This is a genomic window from Flavobacterium sp. ABG, from assembly GCF_001027725.1.
Lineage (GTDB): Bacteria > Bacteroidota > Bacteroidia > Flavobacteriales > Flavobacteriaceae > Flavobacterium > Flavobacterium cupriresistens.
The window spans coordinates 22,245-38,505 of record NZ_LEKS01000004.1; the positions used below are offsets into that span (position 1 = coordinate 22,245).

Sequence of the window (16,261 nt, forward strand, 5' to 3'; positions counted from 1 at the left end):
AAAATCCACAATCTAAAATACCTTTATCTTCCCATATAGATCAATAACACCGAAATATCACTTGGTGATACGCCGCTGATTCTTGATGCTTGCGAAATGGTCACCGGACGAATTTTGCTTAATTTTTGTTTTGCTTCAATTGACATTGATTTGATTTTGTTGTAGTCAAAGTTCTCTGGAATTTTCACATCTTCAAGTCTTGTCAATTTGTCTGCGTTATTTCTTTCCTTCTCGATGTATCCGGAATACTTCACTTGAATTTCGGCTTGCTCTAAAATTTCCTGATCAAGATCGTTTGCTGCGATGTATTCTTTCACTTTCTCAAATTTCATGATATCCTCCAAATCAATTTGTGGACGAGAGAACACTTTAAACATTTTATCACCTTGTGTAATCAATGCAGTATCCTTCGCTTCCAAAATAGGATTTGCCTCTCCAACCGAAACACTTGTTTCTTTGAAAAAGGCAACCATCTTTTCAGACTCATTTAATTTGTGTTCCATTCTGCGCAAACGCTTTTCAGAAGCCAAACCAATTTCATGTGACATTGGTGTCAATCTGAAATCGGCATTATCCTGACGCAACAAAGTTCTATACTCTGCTCTTGAGGTAAACATACGATACGGTTCTTCTGTACCTTTCGTAATCAAGTCGTCGATCAGTACTCCGATATATGCTTCATCACGTTTCAAAATCAATGGCGCTTTTTCATGCACTTTTAAATGCGCATTTATACCGGCCATCAAACCTTGCGACGCGGCTTCTTCATATCCGGTCGTTCCGTTTATTTGCCCTGCGAAATACAATCCTTCCACCAGCTTTGTTTCCAAAGTATGTTTCAATTGTGTTGGCGGGAAATAATCATATTCGATCGCGTAACCAGGACGGAAAAACTTCACGTTCTCAAAACCGGCAACAGAACGCAATGCTTTAAATTGAATATCCTCAGGAAGCGAAGTAGAAAATCCATTCACATAAACCTCACAAGTATTCCAACCTTCCGGTTCAACAAATAACTGATGACGTTCTTTATCAGCAAAACGATTAATCTTATCTTCTATCGACGGACAGTATCTTGGGCCGATACTTTTTATACGACCGTTGAACATTGGTGAACGATCAAAACCAGATCTCAAAATATCATGCACGTCCAAGGACGTGTACGTCATATGACATGATCTCTGATGAATCAAAGGCGACGTCACATCCGAGTACGAAAACTTATCCGGCTTTGCATCTCCCTTTTCTTCATTCATTTTAGAATAGTCCAAAGAACGTCCATCGACTCTCGGTGGCGTTCCTGTTTTCATTCTTCCAGATTCAAATCCTGCTTGAACTAAATCTTCGGTGATTCCGTACGCAGCACTTTCGCCTGCTCTACCCCCACCAAACTGTTTGTCTCCAATATGAATCAGACCATTCAAAAAAGTACCATTTGTCAAAACCACCGACTTCGAACGAATCTCAATACCAAGCGAAGTTTTCACTCCCTTGATTTTTCCATTCTCAATAATCAAACCTTTGACCATCTCCTGGTAGAAATCCAAATTTGGAGTTCCCTCCAACATCATTCTCCATTCTTCGGCAAAACGCATTCGATCACTTTGAACTCTTGGCGACCACATTGCAGGACCTTTTGACTTGTTCAACATTTTAAATTGAATTGCCGTCCGATCCGAAACGATTCCGGAATATCCTCCGAGCGCATCAATCTCACGAACAATCTGTCCTTTTGCAATTCCACCCATTGCAGGGTTGCAAGACATCTGTGCAATGTTCTGCAAACTCATTGTAACCAGCAGCGTTTTGGATCCCAAATTTGCTGCCGCTGCCGCGGCCTCGGAACCGGCATGACCAGCACCCACCACAATAACATCGTATTCTTCTAAAAACATTTTGTTTTATTATTCTCCGGAAACCCTTTAAGGTGGCTCTCAGAATTAACTTTATACTCTTTTGTTCCACGTGGAACTTTTCTAAAATTCCAAAAAAATGAAATACCAAATTCCAAAACTTGGGGGTTTTAGCTGCGCTAAAACGGGGCTCAAACTGTTCCACGTGGAACGGATTTGATTTCAAAATTTCAAAACTGAGCGTTCCACGTGGAACGTTTCACGAACTCAAACTCAAAATTTCTTTTTGTTTCACGTGGAACGTTTTCTGGATCTGTCTACAAAAACAGAATATGTTTCACGTGGAACACCTTTTTCAAACTTTCAAAAAGATGTTTAAGCTATAGTTCCACGTGGAACATGGCGATTTTTTCATCTTCTTTTGAGCGCATTAACGCTGCATCAGCATCACTTTTATCTTTGTATCCACAGTAATGTAAAATACCGTGGGCTAAAACACGCTTCAATTCTTCATCAAAAGAAACATTAAAATCCTTAGCATTGTCTTCTACTCTTTCAACAGAAACAAAAATATCTCCGTTTAATTCGTTACCAACAGTGTAATCAAAACTGATAATATCGGTTAGTGTGTCGTGATCCAGATACTCTACATTTATTTTATGAAGATATTCATCGTCACAAAAAATGTAATTTATCACTCCCTCGTTTTTGTTTTCAGAAACAATTACAGCACTCAACCAATCAGTAAAGGCTTCTTCGTTCTCTAAATTAAATTCTGTTTCGTAATTAAAATTGATCATTTTGTATTAAAATATTCTTGAACTTTTTGATTAAAATTCGAGCGCAAAGGTAGTGATTGTCTATTTAAAATCTCCACGCTGTTTAAATAATCCAATAACGAGCTTGGCAACGCATTAGTTCTATTTGTAAATTCAGCTTTATTTGTTTCAGATTGGCGCTTGGTATCTTGACCTTGTTGCTGCACTGCATTGTTTAATTTTAATAATTCTTGCTGGATATTTAATATTCTTTGCAAGTTTTCATTCTTAAAACCTTTATTCAAAAGTTGCTTTTCGGATTGTTTCATTTGCTCAATAACAGATCTTCCTTGAGAATCTAATCCTTGTTTGGCTAATTCCTTTTGTAATGCTTCACGAAGTTTAACTTGTTCTTTATAAATTTCCATTATCGCTTCAGCATCTCCTTCTCCATCTTCACCTTCTTTTCCGTCCTTTTCTCCTTTGCCATTTTGGTTTCCTTTGCTTCCTCCATTCCCACTTTTACCATCTTTACCTTGTCCATCTTTACCTTGACCGCTTTGTCCCTGACCTGATTTTCCGTCTTTACCTTCTTCCGGTTTTTGTCCCGGTTGACTACCCGGCTTCATTCCTTCTTTCATTTTATCACCTAATCCTTTTTGTTTTTGAATGATATCCGGCAATTGCATTCCTTGTCCGTCACCAGGTTTTGGTTTTCCGCTTCCGGGTTTAGACATTGACATCTGCATGTTGTTTAATAAATCACTTAAAAAATCAGCTAATTTATTGGCAGATGAAACAGCATATTGTTGGTGCGAAACTCCTTTTGGAACCTGAACATCGGTTAATGACTCAATAGCTTTATCAATATTGTATTGTACATTTCCTATTTCCTTCGTTACATCTTCGGCTACTTTAGGGTTTCTTAAAGACAAAGCAAACAGACTATCGTCAACGTGTTTGAACTGCTGCTTTAAATTTTGCTGCACTTTTATATTCTTCGTATATATAGATGATCCCAATTTCATTGATCTAAATTGTTTCATTACATCTTCCTGAGATAAAGAATAGGCTAAAAGATTATCCAAAATCTGACGAAGCATAGCCACATCTTCTTCCATTTGTTCTTTCTCCTCACCTTCCATACCGGACTTCATATCTTGTGCCAAGCTTTTCATTTTCTTAGCAGCACTCTTTTGTTTTGGTTTGGCCGAAGAAGTATTCTTTTTATTCAACTCTTCCGAAGCTTTATTCAAATCTTCTTTTACGTCTTTTTCTTTTGAAGCATCTGAAGGAATTTCTAAAGGAGTTTTTAATGATTTATTTTCTTCTTTTAAGTCCTTTAAATCGTCTTGAATTTTCTCGAATGCTTTATTAATTTCTTCTTGTTTATCGGAAGTATTTTCTTTTTCTTTATTAGAAAGCTTTTCTTCTTTCTCAGCAAGCTTGTCTAATTTATCTGCCACTTGTTCGGCTTTCTTTGAAACATAAAAACGCTTTGTAAGTTCGACCAATTGCTCTAAGTTTCTCGATTGGTTTTTACTGATTTGTTTGAACTTTTCCATCTTGTCAAACAACTCTTCGTTGTTTAATTTGTCGTTTAAGTTCTTCAATTCGTCTAATAACTTTTGATTTTTTTCTAAATCTTTATCTGCATTCTCTAAACGCTTTTGCAAATCTTCTGCAGTTTTATCCTTTTTATCTTCTTTGAATTTATCCAGATTCTTGTTCATCTTCTCTGCAAACTGCTTCATCAATTCATCTTGTTGCTTCTGGCGTTTCAGAAACTCATTTATCTTTTGCTGATCTTTAAATTCTAAATTATCTTTCTCTTTTCCGGTATTCTGAATCTTATCCATTTCAGAAAACTGTTTGGTTTGATTCTTTAAAGATTTCTCTAAACTATTAATGTTTTGATTTTGCTGTTGTAATTCTAAGTCTTGCACTTCATCAGTAGTAGCCACTCGATCTGAAAACACAGAAGACTTTGTACTCTTAAAATTATGAGGCGCGTCATTGTCAAAAATTTCAAAATAGTATTCATACGATACACCTTCTTCAACTGCTAAATTACTTGGAAACGAAAAAACGAATTGATCAAAAACAGCTTGCTTTACCGGAATAGTTCCACGTTTGGCAGTCTGTGGTTTATTGCGTTCGTAATAAACAATCTGTAATTTAGATAAACCATAGTCATCCCCAAGTCTTCCTAAAACATAATTTTTGTCTAACTTCAAACTGTCCGGTGCCTGTGCAACAGTGATCGTTGGATGCTGATCTTTGATAACAGAAAGCTGATAATCGAGTTTTTCGTAGTTTTTGACCTTATTATTGGAGGTAAGAATTTGATATTCTGTATTTTGACCTATGTTTTTACTCAATTTAAACTCATTTTCGGCTTTATTGAACTTAAAAACTGATTTTTCATCCTTCCAGACGATCTCTTCCGTAGCCTGAGTTTTCATTTTCCAAGTCACTAAAGTTCCTTCCGGTACAATAGCATTTCCTGTTCCCTGAATGGTTTCTGACTTTTTCTTTAAGTACAATGGGAAGTTTAAAACCATTTCGAAATTGGCAATCGATGGAACTGTGATTACTTTCAATTCATATTCATTAGATGAAACTGAATTCCCTTCAAATGAAAAAGTAACATTCTCTATCGGTTTCTCGATTTTAAATTCAAACTTTCCTGGTTCTGAAGATTCCATAAAATAACTTTCATCACCAATATGAATCATAACATTCTCCGGAACGATCTTTCCAAGAGATTCCATTTTTACAACAAAATCTTTGTTTTGTTCTGTTTGCAAATTCTGATTTAACACCACAAATTTGAAAGGTGCAGGAGGTAAAAAAGTAGCATTAAAATGGACTACCCTATTTAAACTTTGAGAAATAATCGTGCTGTTCCCTGAAATATAAAACACTGCAAAAAGCAAAATTGGAATCAATGCCAATGGCAAATACTTTTTATTCGAATTAAAATTGATTGCATTTCCAAATGGAATTGGTTGCAATGAATTTGCTTTTTGCTCTATTGAAGCCAGCATTAATTCTGAACTTTCTGCTGAATTTTCAGAGGCTGACAATTGTAAAAAGTTCGTCAGTTTATCACTTACTTCTGTAAAATGATTTCCAATAATAGCAGAAGCCTGATTGTAATCAATTCCTTTTTGAAGTTTGAATAACTTAAAAATTGGAAACAAAATAAAACGAAACAAAAGGAAAACTTCCACTCCTATAAAAAGCCAAAACAAAAGAGTTCTTCCCAATGGTTTTAACCAAAGGAAATACTCAATAAAAAGGGTAATCAAAAAATACAAAAGTCCAAAACCGGTAAAAAGAAGCATTCCTTTTATGAGTTCATTGGTATAATATTTTTTAATAAAGGCTTCTAGCTTTAGATATATGGCAGACGTTGTTTTCAAAATGAATCTGTTTTACTTATAACCTATAAAAGTACTAATTATAGCAATTCAATTTCCAAAAAATAAATTCCAAATTCCAACTGCTATAGTGATTTGGAATTTGGAATTTTAAAAAATTTGGATTTTAACTAATATTGTATCTTTGCATCAAAATTTTAAACAAATGTCAAAGCAAGTTCGTGTGCGTTTTGCACCAAGTCCAACAGGGCCATTACATATTGGTGGTGTTCGTACTGCCCTATTTAATTATTTATTTGCCAAAAAAAACAATGGTGTTTTTTACCTGAGAATTGAAGATACTGATCAAACTCGTTTTGTTCCCGGTGCTGAAGCTTATATAATGGAAGCATTAGAATGGTTGGGAATTGCTCCTGAAGAAACCGTTGGGAAAAATGAAAAATTTGGTCCGTACAGACAAAGTGATCGTAAAGCAATCTATCAAGAATATGCCGATCAACTGATCAATTCGGGTTGGGCTTATTATGCTTTTGATACTCCCGAAGCACTTGATGCTTTAAGAAAAGAACATGAAGCAGATGGAAAAACATTTATTTACAACCATCACAATCGTGAAAAGTTAGATACATCGCTTGTAATTTCTGCCGATGAAGTTGCTAAAAGAATCGCAAATGGAGAACATTATGTGATCCGTTTTAAAACTCCGGTTGATGAAACTTTACATTTGAAAGACATCATTCGTGGAGATGTAAAGTTTGAAACGAATCTTCTTGACGATAAAGTTTTGTTTAAAAGTGACGGAATGCCAACCTACCACTTAGCTAATATTGTGGATGATCATTTGATGGAAACTTCACATGTAATTCGTGGTGAAGAATGGTTGCCGTCTATGCCTCTTCACGTTTTATTATACAGAGCTTTTGGATGGGATGCTCCGGAATTTGCTCATTTACCTTTGATATTAAAACCAGTTGGTAATGGAAAATTATCTAAAAGAGATGGTGATAAATTAGGATTCCCTGTGTTTCCGTTAGAATGGAAAACTGAAGAAGGTATATCTTCCGGTTACAGAGAGAAAGGTTTTTTCCCGGAAGCTGTTATCAATTTCCTTGCTTTATTAGGTTGGAATGACGGAACGGATAAAGAATTATTTTCATTGGAGGAACTAGTAGATGCTTTTGACTTAAACAGAGTGCACAAATCAGGAGCAAAATTTGATCCTGAGAAAAACAAATGGTTCAATCACCAGCATTTAATCAAACAAAATGATGCAGATTTAGCCAAAGACTTTACTCCTATTTTGGAAGAAAAAGGGTTCTCGACTTCGCTCGAACTGACAACACGTATTGTGTCTCTTATTAAAGAACGCGCTCATTTTGTTTCTGAATTTTGGGATCTTACTGATTTCTTTTTCCAGGCACCAACTTCTTATGATGAGAAAGCAAGCAAAAACTGGAAGGAAGAAACACCGGCTTTGATGCAGGAACTGATCTCCGTTTTAGAAAATATTACTGATTTTACTTCTGCGAATATAGAAACAATTGTAAAAGATTGGTTGACAAAAAACGAAATTGGAATGGGTAAAGTAATGCAACCTTTCCGACTGAGTTTGGTTGGAGCGCTTAAAGGTCCTCACCTATTTGACATTGTAGAAATCATCGGAAAAGAAGAAACTATTTCGAGAATTCAGAAAGCAATTGCTACTTTATAAAAACAAAAAAGCTCCCAAATTGGGAGCTTTTTTTTAGTCTTTAAATAATAAAACTTTATAAGTTTCTTTATTATCAGTCTGTATTAACCAAATACCCTGATCAGAAAAAACAGTTTCATAATACAATTTCTTACCTTCCTTTGATACACTCTTTAAATAAGTAACGATATTAGGATTTACAATCATGGCAACAAAAGTTATTTGCGAAAAAACTTTATTTTTAAAATCATCGCTAACATAACTGTTATTAACAAAAGCTTTACTTCTTAGATTACTTGTATTATTGTTATACTCCACAAAGCTAACTTTCGAAATAGATCCAGTCGCTTTATCAACTATAGCTGCATTAGAGAATTCAGTAAAAGAATTTACAGATACAGAAAAAGCTAAATTTTTATTATATTCTAATAAATTTACTTGCAATTTCGCACTTTCATGTACTCTCTCAAAAAAATCTTTACCTTCAATCGCATTGATAGATTCCCATACTTTCCTACCCTCTTTATCGAACTTAAACACATAAAATCCTTTAGGATTACAGCCTGCATCTATCTTTTTTGTCGCTTTATCACTATAAATTCCATAAAAATAAATATCTCCGGTTGTTCTATCTTCAAAATAATGATTAATAGACATTGTACCTAAAGTTACATTAACAGTACTAAAACTACTTCCCGGCATAGCTGGTGTAGAATTAATATCCTTAGGACCACCCTGATTATCTGATGTTACAAAAAATTTATCTTTAAGATTTAAAGTAAAAGGTAACTCTTTAATTTTTTTACCATCAAAACTATAAGTTGTTTTATATACAATGGTAGTTTGAAAATCAGATGAAACAGATTTGGTGATTATATCAAAGTTTTCATTCCCGTTTAATTTACTGTTAAAAGATGTTTTCAGTTCCGCTTTTGCAAATGCGTCTCCTTTTAAAAGAGCTAAATCAGGTTTATCTAACTTCATTCTCTTTCTCGCATTATTCTTAATTTCAACCGTCTCCAGATAAATATCATCCTTTTCAAAATCAACTTTGTCTTTTTGCTTTTGATTAGTAAAACCTAAATCATAAACATCATTAAAAGAAGCATTAAAAGGTACATTCGGCCATCTCATTGTTACGGCACACAAAACATTATTATAGTCGTATCTTCCAAAAAAATTAGAATTTAAATCTTCAAGCGCATCGTGATTTACAATTTGAACTCCATTATTTTGGAAAAATTTATAATTTGCTTTCATTGAAAATTTAGTAGCGTCGTAAGCCTTATAAGTATTCTCTGTAACAGAAAATGTAGGACTAACTAACTTCTCCTTCTCAAACAAAACTGTTTTTTTTCCTTCAATATCAAAACTTAAAGCATTAGTAGTTATATAAGAAAGTGTCATAGTTATACCAAAACCTTTATAAACAACAAATTTCTTAGAATTTGGAAGGTATTGAAAACTAACTGGTTCGTTATCATCCTCAAACTTTTCATTAACAATCACAGTCTGAGCTGATAAATAAACAGAAGATAATAAGGCAATACTCAAAAGTATCTTTTTCATAAATTGCATTTTTAATTAAATTATGAGGCAAAAGTATAACACAATTTAACAGAAAAATTCACCCCAAAAGTAAATAATAAGCAAACTCCTTAATATAATTCGTAATTTTAAGAATTAATAAAAACTAAATCAATCTCATTATGTTCACACCATTTATTATCATTTTAGTATTTGCGTTCTTTATTTTAATGTCTTCCTTTTTTACTGTGAAACAACAATCTTCAGTAGTTATTGAAAGATTTGGAAAATTCTTGAGCGTTAGAAATTCAGGATTACAATTGAAAATCCCGATAGTTGACCGATTAGCAGGACGTGTCAATCTTAAAATTCAACAGTTAGATGTTATCATTGAAACCAAAACTAAAGACAACGTTTTTATCAAAATGAAAGTTTCGGTTCAGTTTAAAGTGATCCAGGAAAAAGTATATGATGCTTTTTATAAACTGGAATATCCACACGATCAGATTACTGCTTATGTATTTGATGTGGTTCGTGCTGAAGTTCCTAAACTAAAACTGGATGATGTTTTTGAAAGAAAAGATGATATTGCGATTGCAGTAAAAAGAGAATTGAATGAAGCGATGACTACTTATGGGTACGATATTATCAATACTTTGGTGACTGATATTGATCCGGATATCCAGGTAAAAAATGCAATGAACAGAATTAATGCGGCCGATAGAGAAAAAACTGCTGCTGAGTTTGAAGCAGAAAGTTCAAGAATCAGAATTGTTGCCAAAGCAAAAGCCGAAGCAGAAAGTAAACGTTTGCAAGGTCAAGGTATTGCAGATCAACGTCGTGAAATTGCAAGAGGTTTAGTAGAAAGTGTTGAAGTTTTAAACAATGTTGGAATTAATTCTCAAGAAGCTTCAGCCCTGATTGTAGTGACACAACATTATGATACGTTACAAGCCATTGGAGCTGATGCCAATTCTAATTTAATACTTCTTCCAAACTCTCCGCAAGCTGGAAGTGATATGCTAAATAATATGGTTGCCTCGTTTACTGCTTCTAATCAAGTTGGTGAAATGATGAAGAAAAACAATAAAAAAATTGAAAAACCGAAACCAATTCAGCCACAATCGGGTTATGAAGATGATATAACACCGGAAGAAAAATAATCATAAAAACAAAAAAGAGGCTTAATTGCCTCTTTTTTTATTGATAAACCACCCGATAATATAGGGCAAAATAGACTGTAAAATACTCACATAGGAATTTGAAAAGTACTCTTTGTACGAGGACAAAAAGCCATTAACAATATTCTGTGGTGTTATCGTCTCCTTAGTTTTCTGAAAACTTAAAACTAATTTCTGATAATTAATGTCTTTTTGAAGTTTCAGTATTTCTAACTCTCTTTCAATTTCAGCGTATGAAGCGTATTTTTTTGTTTCCATAATTAATCATTAAAAAAGATTTCTGAAAATTTCTCCAAAATTGGTCCTTCAACAAACTTATCTTTGATAAAGAAAAGTAAAATAGTTGCCACCAAATACATCCCTCCTACTGTTAAAAATCCTAAGGTATAACTCCCAAACATGTTGCTAAAAGCAAACGCTGCTGCAACAGAACCAAATAACAAAACCATAGCAAAACACAATAAAATTAAAGTAAACTTAAAAATTAGTGTGGTAGACTTCATGGCTACTTTAAAACCCCAAAGTTTGTAATATGCTAAGTGACTGTCTAAATACTCTTTAGCCTGATCTTGCATATTTTCGGTATGTTCTTTTAATTCTTCAAAAGCCATAATTTGATTTTTAGTTAAATAATAAAGCACAAAACGCACTTTAAAAATTGCCATTTCCATATTAAAAGTAACCAAATAAACTGGAAATGCAATCTATTAAAAAATTCGTTTTGTGCCTGACTTAGAAATTTACTTTTGAAGTTTGGCGTTTTGCGCTTTCAAATCCGCAAGCTTAGATTCTAAAAATGAAATTACTTCTTCTGTTTTGTAACTCATATTCGAAAGTAAATCATCGTATGTTCCGTCAAGATTCTTTTTTGCATGTGCAAATTTTTCACGTAACACTTCAGAACTTGCTCCTATTGAATCCTTCAAATTATGTGTTGCATCATCTAAACCTTCTTTAAGTTTTGCTCGTGTTTTAGATCCTTTATCCGGAGCAAATAAAATTCCTACTGCGGCTCCTACTGCGGCACCGGCCAAAATTGCGGCGATTGTATTTGATTTATTAGACATATTATTAGATTTAAGTGATTAATAAAGATACTCTTTTTTATAATTACAAAATATTGATTAAAAGATGTTTACAAAAAATTAACAAACTAATTAATACACATAAGCAACTGCTTCGTATTTCCCATTATCTTTCTCGACAATACTTACAAACGGATAACCCTTTAAAGCTGACTTTGTTTTAATCAACATCGCAGTTTGCTTTTGCTGTCCCAATGGTCCCTCTCCTTTTGTCTTAACAGAAACTCCTTCAAAGTTTGCCACTTTTTTTAAACCAACCGTTTTATCCTCAGACAAAACCTGAACCTTATTGTAATCAGATTTCGAAACTACTTCTACCCTATCTGAAACTTTTTGAGTTTGATTGGTCTGTTTGTTGGTAACTTGAGAAACTGCATATTTGCTAATTTTCATTTCTTCAGCACTTCCGTTTAAAGCATAATAAATTAAATCATTTTCACTTTTAATGAAATTAACATCCAATTGTTCTCCATTGTGTTTTGTAATTTGATGTGTTTGAGAAATTGCCACATTGGCAAATAATACGGCTAATGTAAAATATAGTGTTTTCATAAATTTAGATTTAAAATTAAAACTAAAAATCAGAACGAAATTTAAAAGTTAAAACTATCGCATAATCAATGTTATGAAATTTCGAAAATTATGAAACCAATTTGAAAAATGTTTTATAGACAAAACAGCATCAAAATTGGCACACAATAAGAATTAGATCATAAAATTATTATTTTAAGAAATCAATTTAGAGTACACACTAAAACAAAAATTGCTTTTTTGATTCCAGCGAAACTCTCTTTAACATCTTAATACGAGATCATGAATTTTTAAAAAATCACTACTGACTTCTGGTATGATCGTAAAAATACCAACTTTATAAACAATTCTATGTTAATAACCCGTTAAACTAAGAAAAACGAAGATAAAAACTTAAATAAAGCACCCAAATCAACAATAATTTAAAATACACCTATTGGTATAAAAGAAAATAAAAAACAGCTTACGATAGTTTTATGAAGGTCAATTTTAATTATAAACAACTATTAAAATTTAAAATTCAATAGTTTTTATAAATGATTATAGAATACTTACTCAATTAATTTTATCATAACTAAAGTTGATTAAAACTTAGCGTTTCTCTTTTTACAGAAATTTACACACTTCAAAATGACAAATGTCTCTAAAAATAGGAAACCAATTGTATTCTCAACTTTATAAACAATTTGGTGTTAATAAACCAAAAATTCAAGCAAAAATAAGGCTAAAATTAAAATAAAGCTCTCTTTTTAATGATTTTAAAAAAGAGGAATTAGGAGTCGGAGGAAATAAAAAAACGTCTTAAAATACATTTATGAAAGCCGTTTTTAATTACAAATAACTATTAAAATTTAAATATTAATACTTAAAATCAATAATAAACAAATAAGCTAAATAATAAAATAACTATCAGAATAATTGATGATTAGTCTAAAAACCCATTTAGTTCAATTTTATTTTTTTCCCGATCAAAATCTACAAAATAAATTGCGTTTTAAATTTTATAGAAGATTCAGTACCTCACAACCCAAAAATGAAGGCAAAAAAAGGTAAACTTAAAATAAGGCTTCTACTTTAAAGGTTTTTCGAAATACTATTTAGTAGTCGCAAGAAATAAAAAGATGTCTTAAAAAACATTTATGAAAGTCACTTTTAATATGTAATAATTATAAATATTAACTTTATAATAGATAAAATATATAATAATTAAAACATACAATTACAAAACAAATTATCAATAAAATTTATACTAAAGTCCAAAAGTCTCTTTTTAAAACTTAATCCATTCTTCGAGTGGCAAAAAACTACAAAATGACTATAATTATCAACTTTATAAACAATCTAATGTTGATAACCCTAAAAGCAAGGTAAAACAGACGCTAAAATTAAAATAAAGCTCTTTATTTAATTATTTTTTAAAAGATGATTAATGAGTCGGCAGAAACTAAAAAACGTCTTAAAATCAATTTATGAAGGTTGTTTTAAATCTATAAAAATTATTAAACTATAATTTTCAATAGATAAACTATATAATAAAAAAAAGCGCTTTTAAAAGCGCTTTTAATAAATAATCTTGATATTATTTCTTTACCATTTCTCCAAGAATTTCAATTTCTCTCTCAGAAGCATTTTTCGGCGGATTTGAATATAATTTCAAAATGTCATCTTCAAACTGATTTTTGAAAGCTTCATTTTCCAAATCTCTTAAATTTAAAAGTGCTTTTGATCTTACATAAGTCGATTCACTTCTTAAAGACATTGTATATAATTTTTTGATTTCTTCTTCTTCAAAATCAGAAGATTTCAAACTTGAATATTTCAAAATAAACTGAGCAAATAACAACGAACTCTTATTATTATTGCTATTTTTCTTTAAAGAATTTTGCAATAAAGAGAAACTACTAACATTTTTTATGCTCTCCCCTATTGCACTTTCAATTGCAATACGTTCCGCTTTTGTTTCAACTTTGAAATATTTATTGATATCTTTCAAAGAATTATTAATACTGTTTTCTTCTTTTTTACCTTTTTCTTCCCAGGCATCTTTCAATCCAACCGTCTTGTTAAATACTAATTTTGAAGCAGTTGAGTCTTTATCAACCGTAAAATAACCTAAACGTTGAAACTGAAATTTGTCTTCATTTTGTGCTGAAGCCAAACTTGGTTCTACAAAACCTGTCACAATTTCTAATGAATTTGGGTTCACAAAATCCAAGAAATTCTTGTCTTTATAACCATCCGGAGCTTCATCTGTAAACAAACGATCGTACAAACGAACTTCTGCTTTAACGGCATGAGCAATAGAAACCCAATGTAAGGTACCGGATACTTTTCTTTGGCTTGCTTCTGTCCCACTTCCACTTAAGGAATCCGTATCATAAGTTACATGAATTTCGGTAATATTACCTTCAGTATCTTTTATAACACTCTCCCCTTTAATGATATACGCATTTTTAAGACGTACTTCTTTTCCTAAAGTCAAACGGAAATATTTAGCCGGAGCTTCTTCTAAAAAGTCTTCTCTTTCTATAAACAATTCGCGTGAAAAAGGTACTTTTCTGAAACCAGCACTTTCATCTTCCTGATTGTTTTCGGCTTCTAACCACTCTTCTTTTCCTTCCGGATAATTTGTAATAACCAATTTTACAGGATCTAAAACGGCCATTACACGAGGTGCAATTTTGTTCAAATCTTCACGAATACAAAATTCTAAAACCGATACACTAATCAAATTATCTCGTTTTGCAATACCAATAGTATTAGCAAAATGACGTAAAGAAGCAGCAGTATATCCTCTTCTTCTTAAGCCTGAAATAGTTGACATTCTAGGATCATCCCAACCATTAACATGTTGTTCTTTAACTAATTGCTGTAACTTTCTTTTACTTACAACAGTATGCGAAAGATTACGTCTGGCAAATTCTCTTTGCTTTGGACGTAATTTATTTTCATCTAAAATCTGATCTAAAAACCAATCGTATAATTCACGGTGAGGCAAGAATTCAAGCGTACAAAACGAGTGTGAAATTTGTTCTAAATAATCACTTTGTCCGTGTGCCCAATCGTACATTGGATAGATTTTCCAGGTATCTCCTGTTCTATGGTGTTCTTTATGCAAAATTCGGTACATAATAGGATCACGCATCAACATGTTTGTCGATTTCATGTCTATTTTTGCACGAAGAATATGAGTTCCGGCCTCAAATTCACCATTTTTCATTCTTTCGAATAAATCTAAATTTTCTTCAACAGAACGATTTCTATACGGACCGTCTACCCCTTCAGTTGAAGGTGTTCCTTTTTGAATGGCCATATCTTCAGAAGACTGACTATCAACATAGGCTTTATTATTTTTAATTAATAAAACAGCCCAATCATACAATTGTTGAAAATAATCTGAAGCATAACGTTCTTCTGACCAGGTATACCCTAGCCATTCAACATCTTTTTTAATTGCATCAACAAATTCCTGCTCTTCTTTTTCCGGATTAGTATCGTCAAAACGTAAGTTTACAGGCGACTGATAATCAAGTCCTAAACCAAAATTTAATGCAATAGAACTTGCATGTCCGATATGTAAATAACCGTTTGGTTCGGGTGGAAAACGAAAATGAAGTTTGTTATTTGACAGACCTGATTTCAGATCTTCTTCTATGATTTGTTCAATAAAATTGAGTGATTTCTCTTCTGATGCCATTATTTTATAGTAATTTTAGCAAAGATAAAAAAAAGGTTTCAGGTTTCAGGTTTAAAGTTATTTTAGTCACAGTAAACCTGAAACTTAAAACTTGAAACAAAGACAAAATGGGAGTTATAAAATTAAAAAACATCCGTACTTTTTCGTACCATGGGTGTTTAATTGAAGAAGGAAAAATTGGATCTGATTACACTGTCGATCTAAAAATTAAAGCTAATTTACAGCAATCAGCAGCTACAGATCAATTAGCTGACACGGTAGATTATGTCCATTTGAACAAAATTGTAACCGAAGAAATGGCTATTCGTTCGCATTTATTAGAGCATGTGGCTAAAAGAATCGTACTTCGTGTTCTGGAAGAGATAAAATCTATAGAAAAAACTACCGTTTGGGTATCTAAAATAAATCCTCCTATTGGTGGTGATGTTGAGACGGTTACCATAAAAATGACGGAAAAGAGAAAGTAATCCTTTTTAAAAAAGGCGTATTTTTTTAAAATTCTTCTCTTTAAACTTTTGAAATTTAAAGATTTTAGTTACTTTTGCCATCCGTT

The 16,261-nt window shown here is 32.4% G+C and carries 12 protein-coding genes; 3 read left to right on the top strand and 9 right to left on the bottom strand.

All coding sequences use genetic code 11. The features are described 5' to 3' along the window. Positions 1 to 23: 23 nt before the first annotated feature. The 3 genes from mnmG to AB674_RS05370 all read right to left on the bottom strand — a co-directional run bounded on the left by mnmG (position 24) and on the right by AB674_RS05370 (position 6,039). Positions 24 to 1,895: a tRNA uridine-5-carboxymethylaminomethyl(34) synthesis enzyme MnmG gene (mnmG, locus tag AB674_RS05360; protein WP_047774554.1), complete on the bottom strand. Its 1,872-nt coding sequence runs from the start codon at positions 1,893 to 1,895 to the stop codon at positions 24 to 26. 338 nt (positions 1,896 to 2,233) lie between these two features. Further along, a complete protein-coding gene (ybeY, locus tag AB674_RS05365) occupies positions 2,234 to 2,653 on the bottom strand; it encodes an rRNA maturation RNase YbeY (protein ID WP_047774565.1) in 420 nt (139 codons plus the stop codon). Beyond that, positions 2,650 to 6,039, bottom strand: coding sequence for a DUF4175 family protein (locus tag AB674_RS05370; RefSeq protein ID WP_047774567.1), 3,390 nt, complete (start codon positions 6,037 to 6,039; stop codon positions 2,650 to 2,652). The genes ybeY and AB674_RS05370 overlap by 4 nt, the downstream gene beginning before the upstream one ends. Positions 6,040 to 6,202: 163 nt before the next feature. Here AB674_RS05370 and gltX point away from each other — a divergent pair, with 163 nt between their 5' ends. Then, positions 6,203 to 7,708 carry a glutamate--tRNA ligase gene (gene gltX / locus AB674_RS05375; protein WP_047774569.1) on the top strand — a complete coding sequence of 502 codons (1,506 nt, stop codon included), beginning with the start codon at positions 6,203 to 6,205 and terminating at the stop codon, positions 7,706 to 7,708. Positions 7,709 to 7,741: 33 nt separating this feature from the next. Here the strand turns inward: gltX and AB674_RS05380 are convergent, their stop codons facing one another. Further along, the gene (locus AB674_RS05380; RefSeq protein ID WP_047774570.1) at positions 7,742 to 9,256 is read right to left on the bottom strand and encodes a hypothetical protein; all 1,515 of its coding nucleotides are present in this window, start codon (positions 9,254 to 9,256) and stop codon (positions 7,742 to 7,744) included. Positions 9,257 to 9,396: 140 nt separating this feature from the next. Between AB674_RS05380 and AB674_RS05385 the strand changes: the two genes are divergently transcribed. Then, positions 9,397 to 10,377, top strand: a complete 981-nt coding sequence (locus tag AB674_RS05385; RefSeq protein ID WP_047774572.1) for an SPFH domain-containing protein — start codon at positions 9,397 to 9,399, stop codon at positions 10,375 to 10,377. Between the two features lie 21 nt (positions 10,378 to 10,398). On the opposite strand, the gene AB674_RS05390 is transcribed toward AB674_RS05385, so the two are convergent. The 5 genes from AB674_RS05390 to AB674_RS05410 all read right to left on the bottom strand — a co-directional run bounded on the left by AB674_RS05390 (position 10,399) and on the right by AB674_RS05410 (position 15,708). After that, positions 10,399 to 10,653 (bottom strand): DUF6327 family protein, encoded by a 255-nt coding sequence (locus AB674_RS05390; RefSeq protein ID WP_047774574.1) that lies wholly within the window; start codon positions 10,651 to 10,653, stop codon positions 10,399 to 10,401. Positions 10,654 to 10,655: 2 nt separating this feature from the next. After that, on the bottom strand, positions 10,656 to 11,006 hold the full coding sequence (locus tag AB674_RS05395; protein ID WP_047774958.1) for a hypothetical protein: 351 nt from the start codon (positions 11,004 to 11,006) through the stop codon (positions 10,656 to 10,658). A 129-nt stretch (positions 11,007 to 11,135) separates the two neighbouring features. After that, entirely contained in the window at positions 11,136 to 11,462 is a 327-nt protein-coding gene (locus tag AB674_RS05400) for a YtxH domain-containing protein (protein ID WP_047774575.1), read from the bottom strand. A 90-nt stretch (positions 11,463 to 11,552) separates the two neighbouring features. After that, positions 11,553 to 12,032: a hypothetical protein gene (locus AB674_RS05405; RefSeq protein ID WP_047774577.1), complete on the bottom strand. Its 480-nt coding sequence runs from the start codon at positions 12,030 to 12,032 to the stop codon at positions 11,553 to 11,555. A gap of 1,558 nt (positions 12,033 to 13,590) precedes the next feature. Then, entirely contained in the window at positions 13,591 to 15,708 is a 2,118-nt protein-coding gene (locus AB674_RS05410) for a glutamine--tRNA ligase/YqeY domain fusion protein (protein WP_047774579.1), read from the bottom strand. Between the two features lie 107 nt (positions 15,709 to 15,815). Between AB674_RS05410 and folB the strand changes: the two genes are divergently transcribed. Then, positions 15,816 to 16,175 (top strand): dihydroneopterin aldolase, encoded by a 360-nt coding sequence (folB, locus tag AB674_RS05415; RefSeq protein WP_047774581.1) that lies wholly within the window; start codon positions 15,816 to 15,818, stop codon positions 16,173 to 16,175. Positions 16,176 to 16,261: the final 86 nt, after the last annotated feature.

Bases quoted from the DNA above. Each gene is read 5' to 3' on its own strand.
- AB674_RS05395 (WP_047774958.1), bottom strand. From the start codon at position 11,006: ATGGCTTTTGAAGAATTAAAAGAACATACCGAAAATATGCAAGATCAG.
- folB (WP_047774581.1), top strand. From the start codon at position 15,816: ATGGGAGTTATAAAATTAAAAAACATCCGTACTTTTTCGTACCATGGG.
- AB674_RS05385 (WP_047774572.1), top strand. From the start codon at position 9,397: ATGTTCACACCATTTATTATCATTTTAGTATTTGCGTTCTTTATTTTA.
- AB674_RS05390 (WP_047774574.1), bottom strand. From the start codon at position 10,653: ATGGAAACAAAAAAATACGCTTCATACGCTGAAATTGAAAGAGAGTTA.
- AB674_RS05410 (WP_047774579.1), bottom strand. From the start codon at position 15,708: ATGGCATCAGAAGAGAAATCACTCAATTTTATTGAACAAATCATAGAA.
- mnmG (WP_047774554.1), bottom strand. From the start codon at position 1,895: ATGTTTTTAGAAGAATACGATGTTATTGTGGTGGGTGCTGGTCATGCC.
- AB674_RS05405 (WP_047774577.1), bottom strand. From the start codon at position 12,032: ATGAAAACACTATATTTTACATTAGCCGTATTATTTGCCAATGTGGCA.
- AB674_RS05400 (WP_047774575.1), bottom strand. From the start codon at position 11,462: ATGTCTAATAAATCAAATACAATCGCCGCAATTTTGGCCGGTGCCGCA.
- AB674_RS05380 (WP_047774570.1), bottom strand. From the start codon at position 9,256: ATGAAAAAGATACTTTTGAGTATTGCCTTATTATCTTCTGTTTATTTA.
- ybeY (WP_047774565.1), bottom strand. From the start codon at position 2,653: ATGATCAATTTTAATTACGAAACAGAATTTAATTTAGAGAACGAAGAA.
- gltX (WP_047774569.1), top strand. From the start codon at position 6,203: ATGTCAAAGCAAGTTCGTGTGCGTTTTGCACCAAGTCCAACAGGGCCA.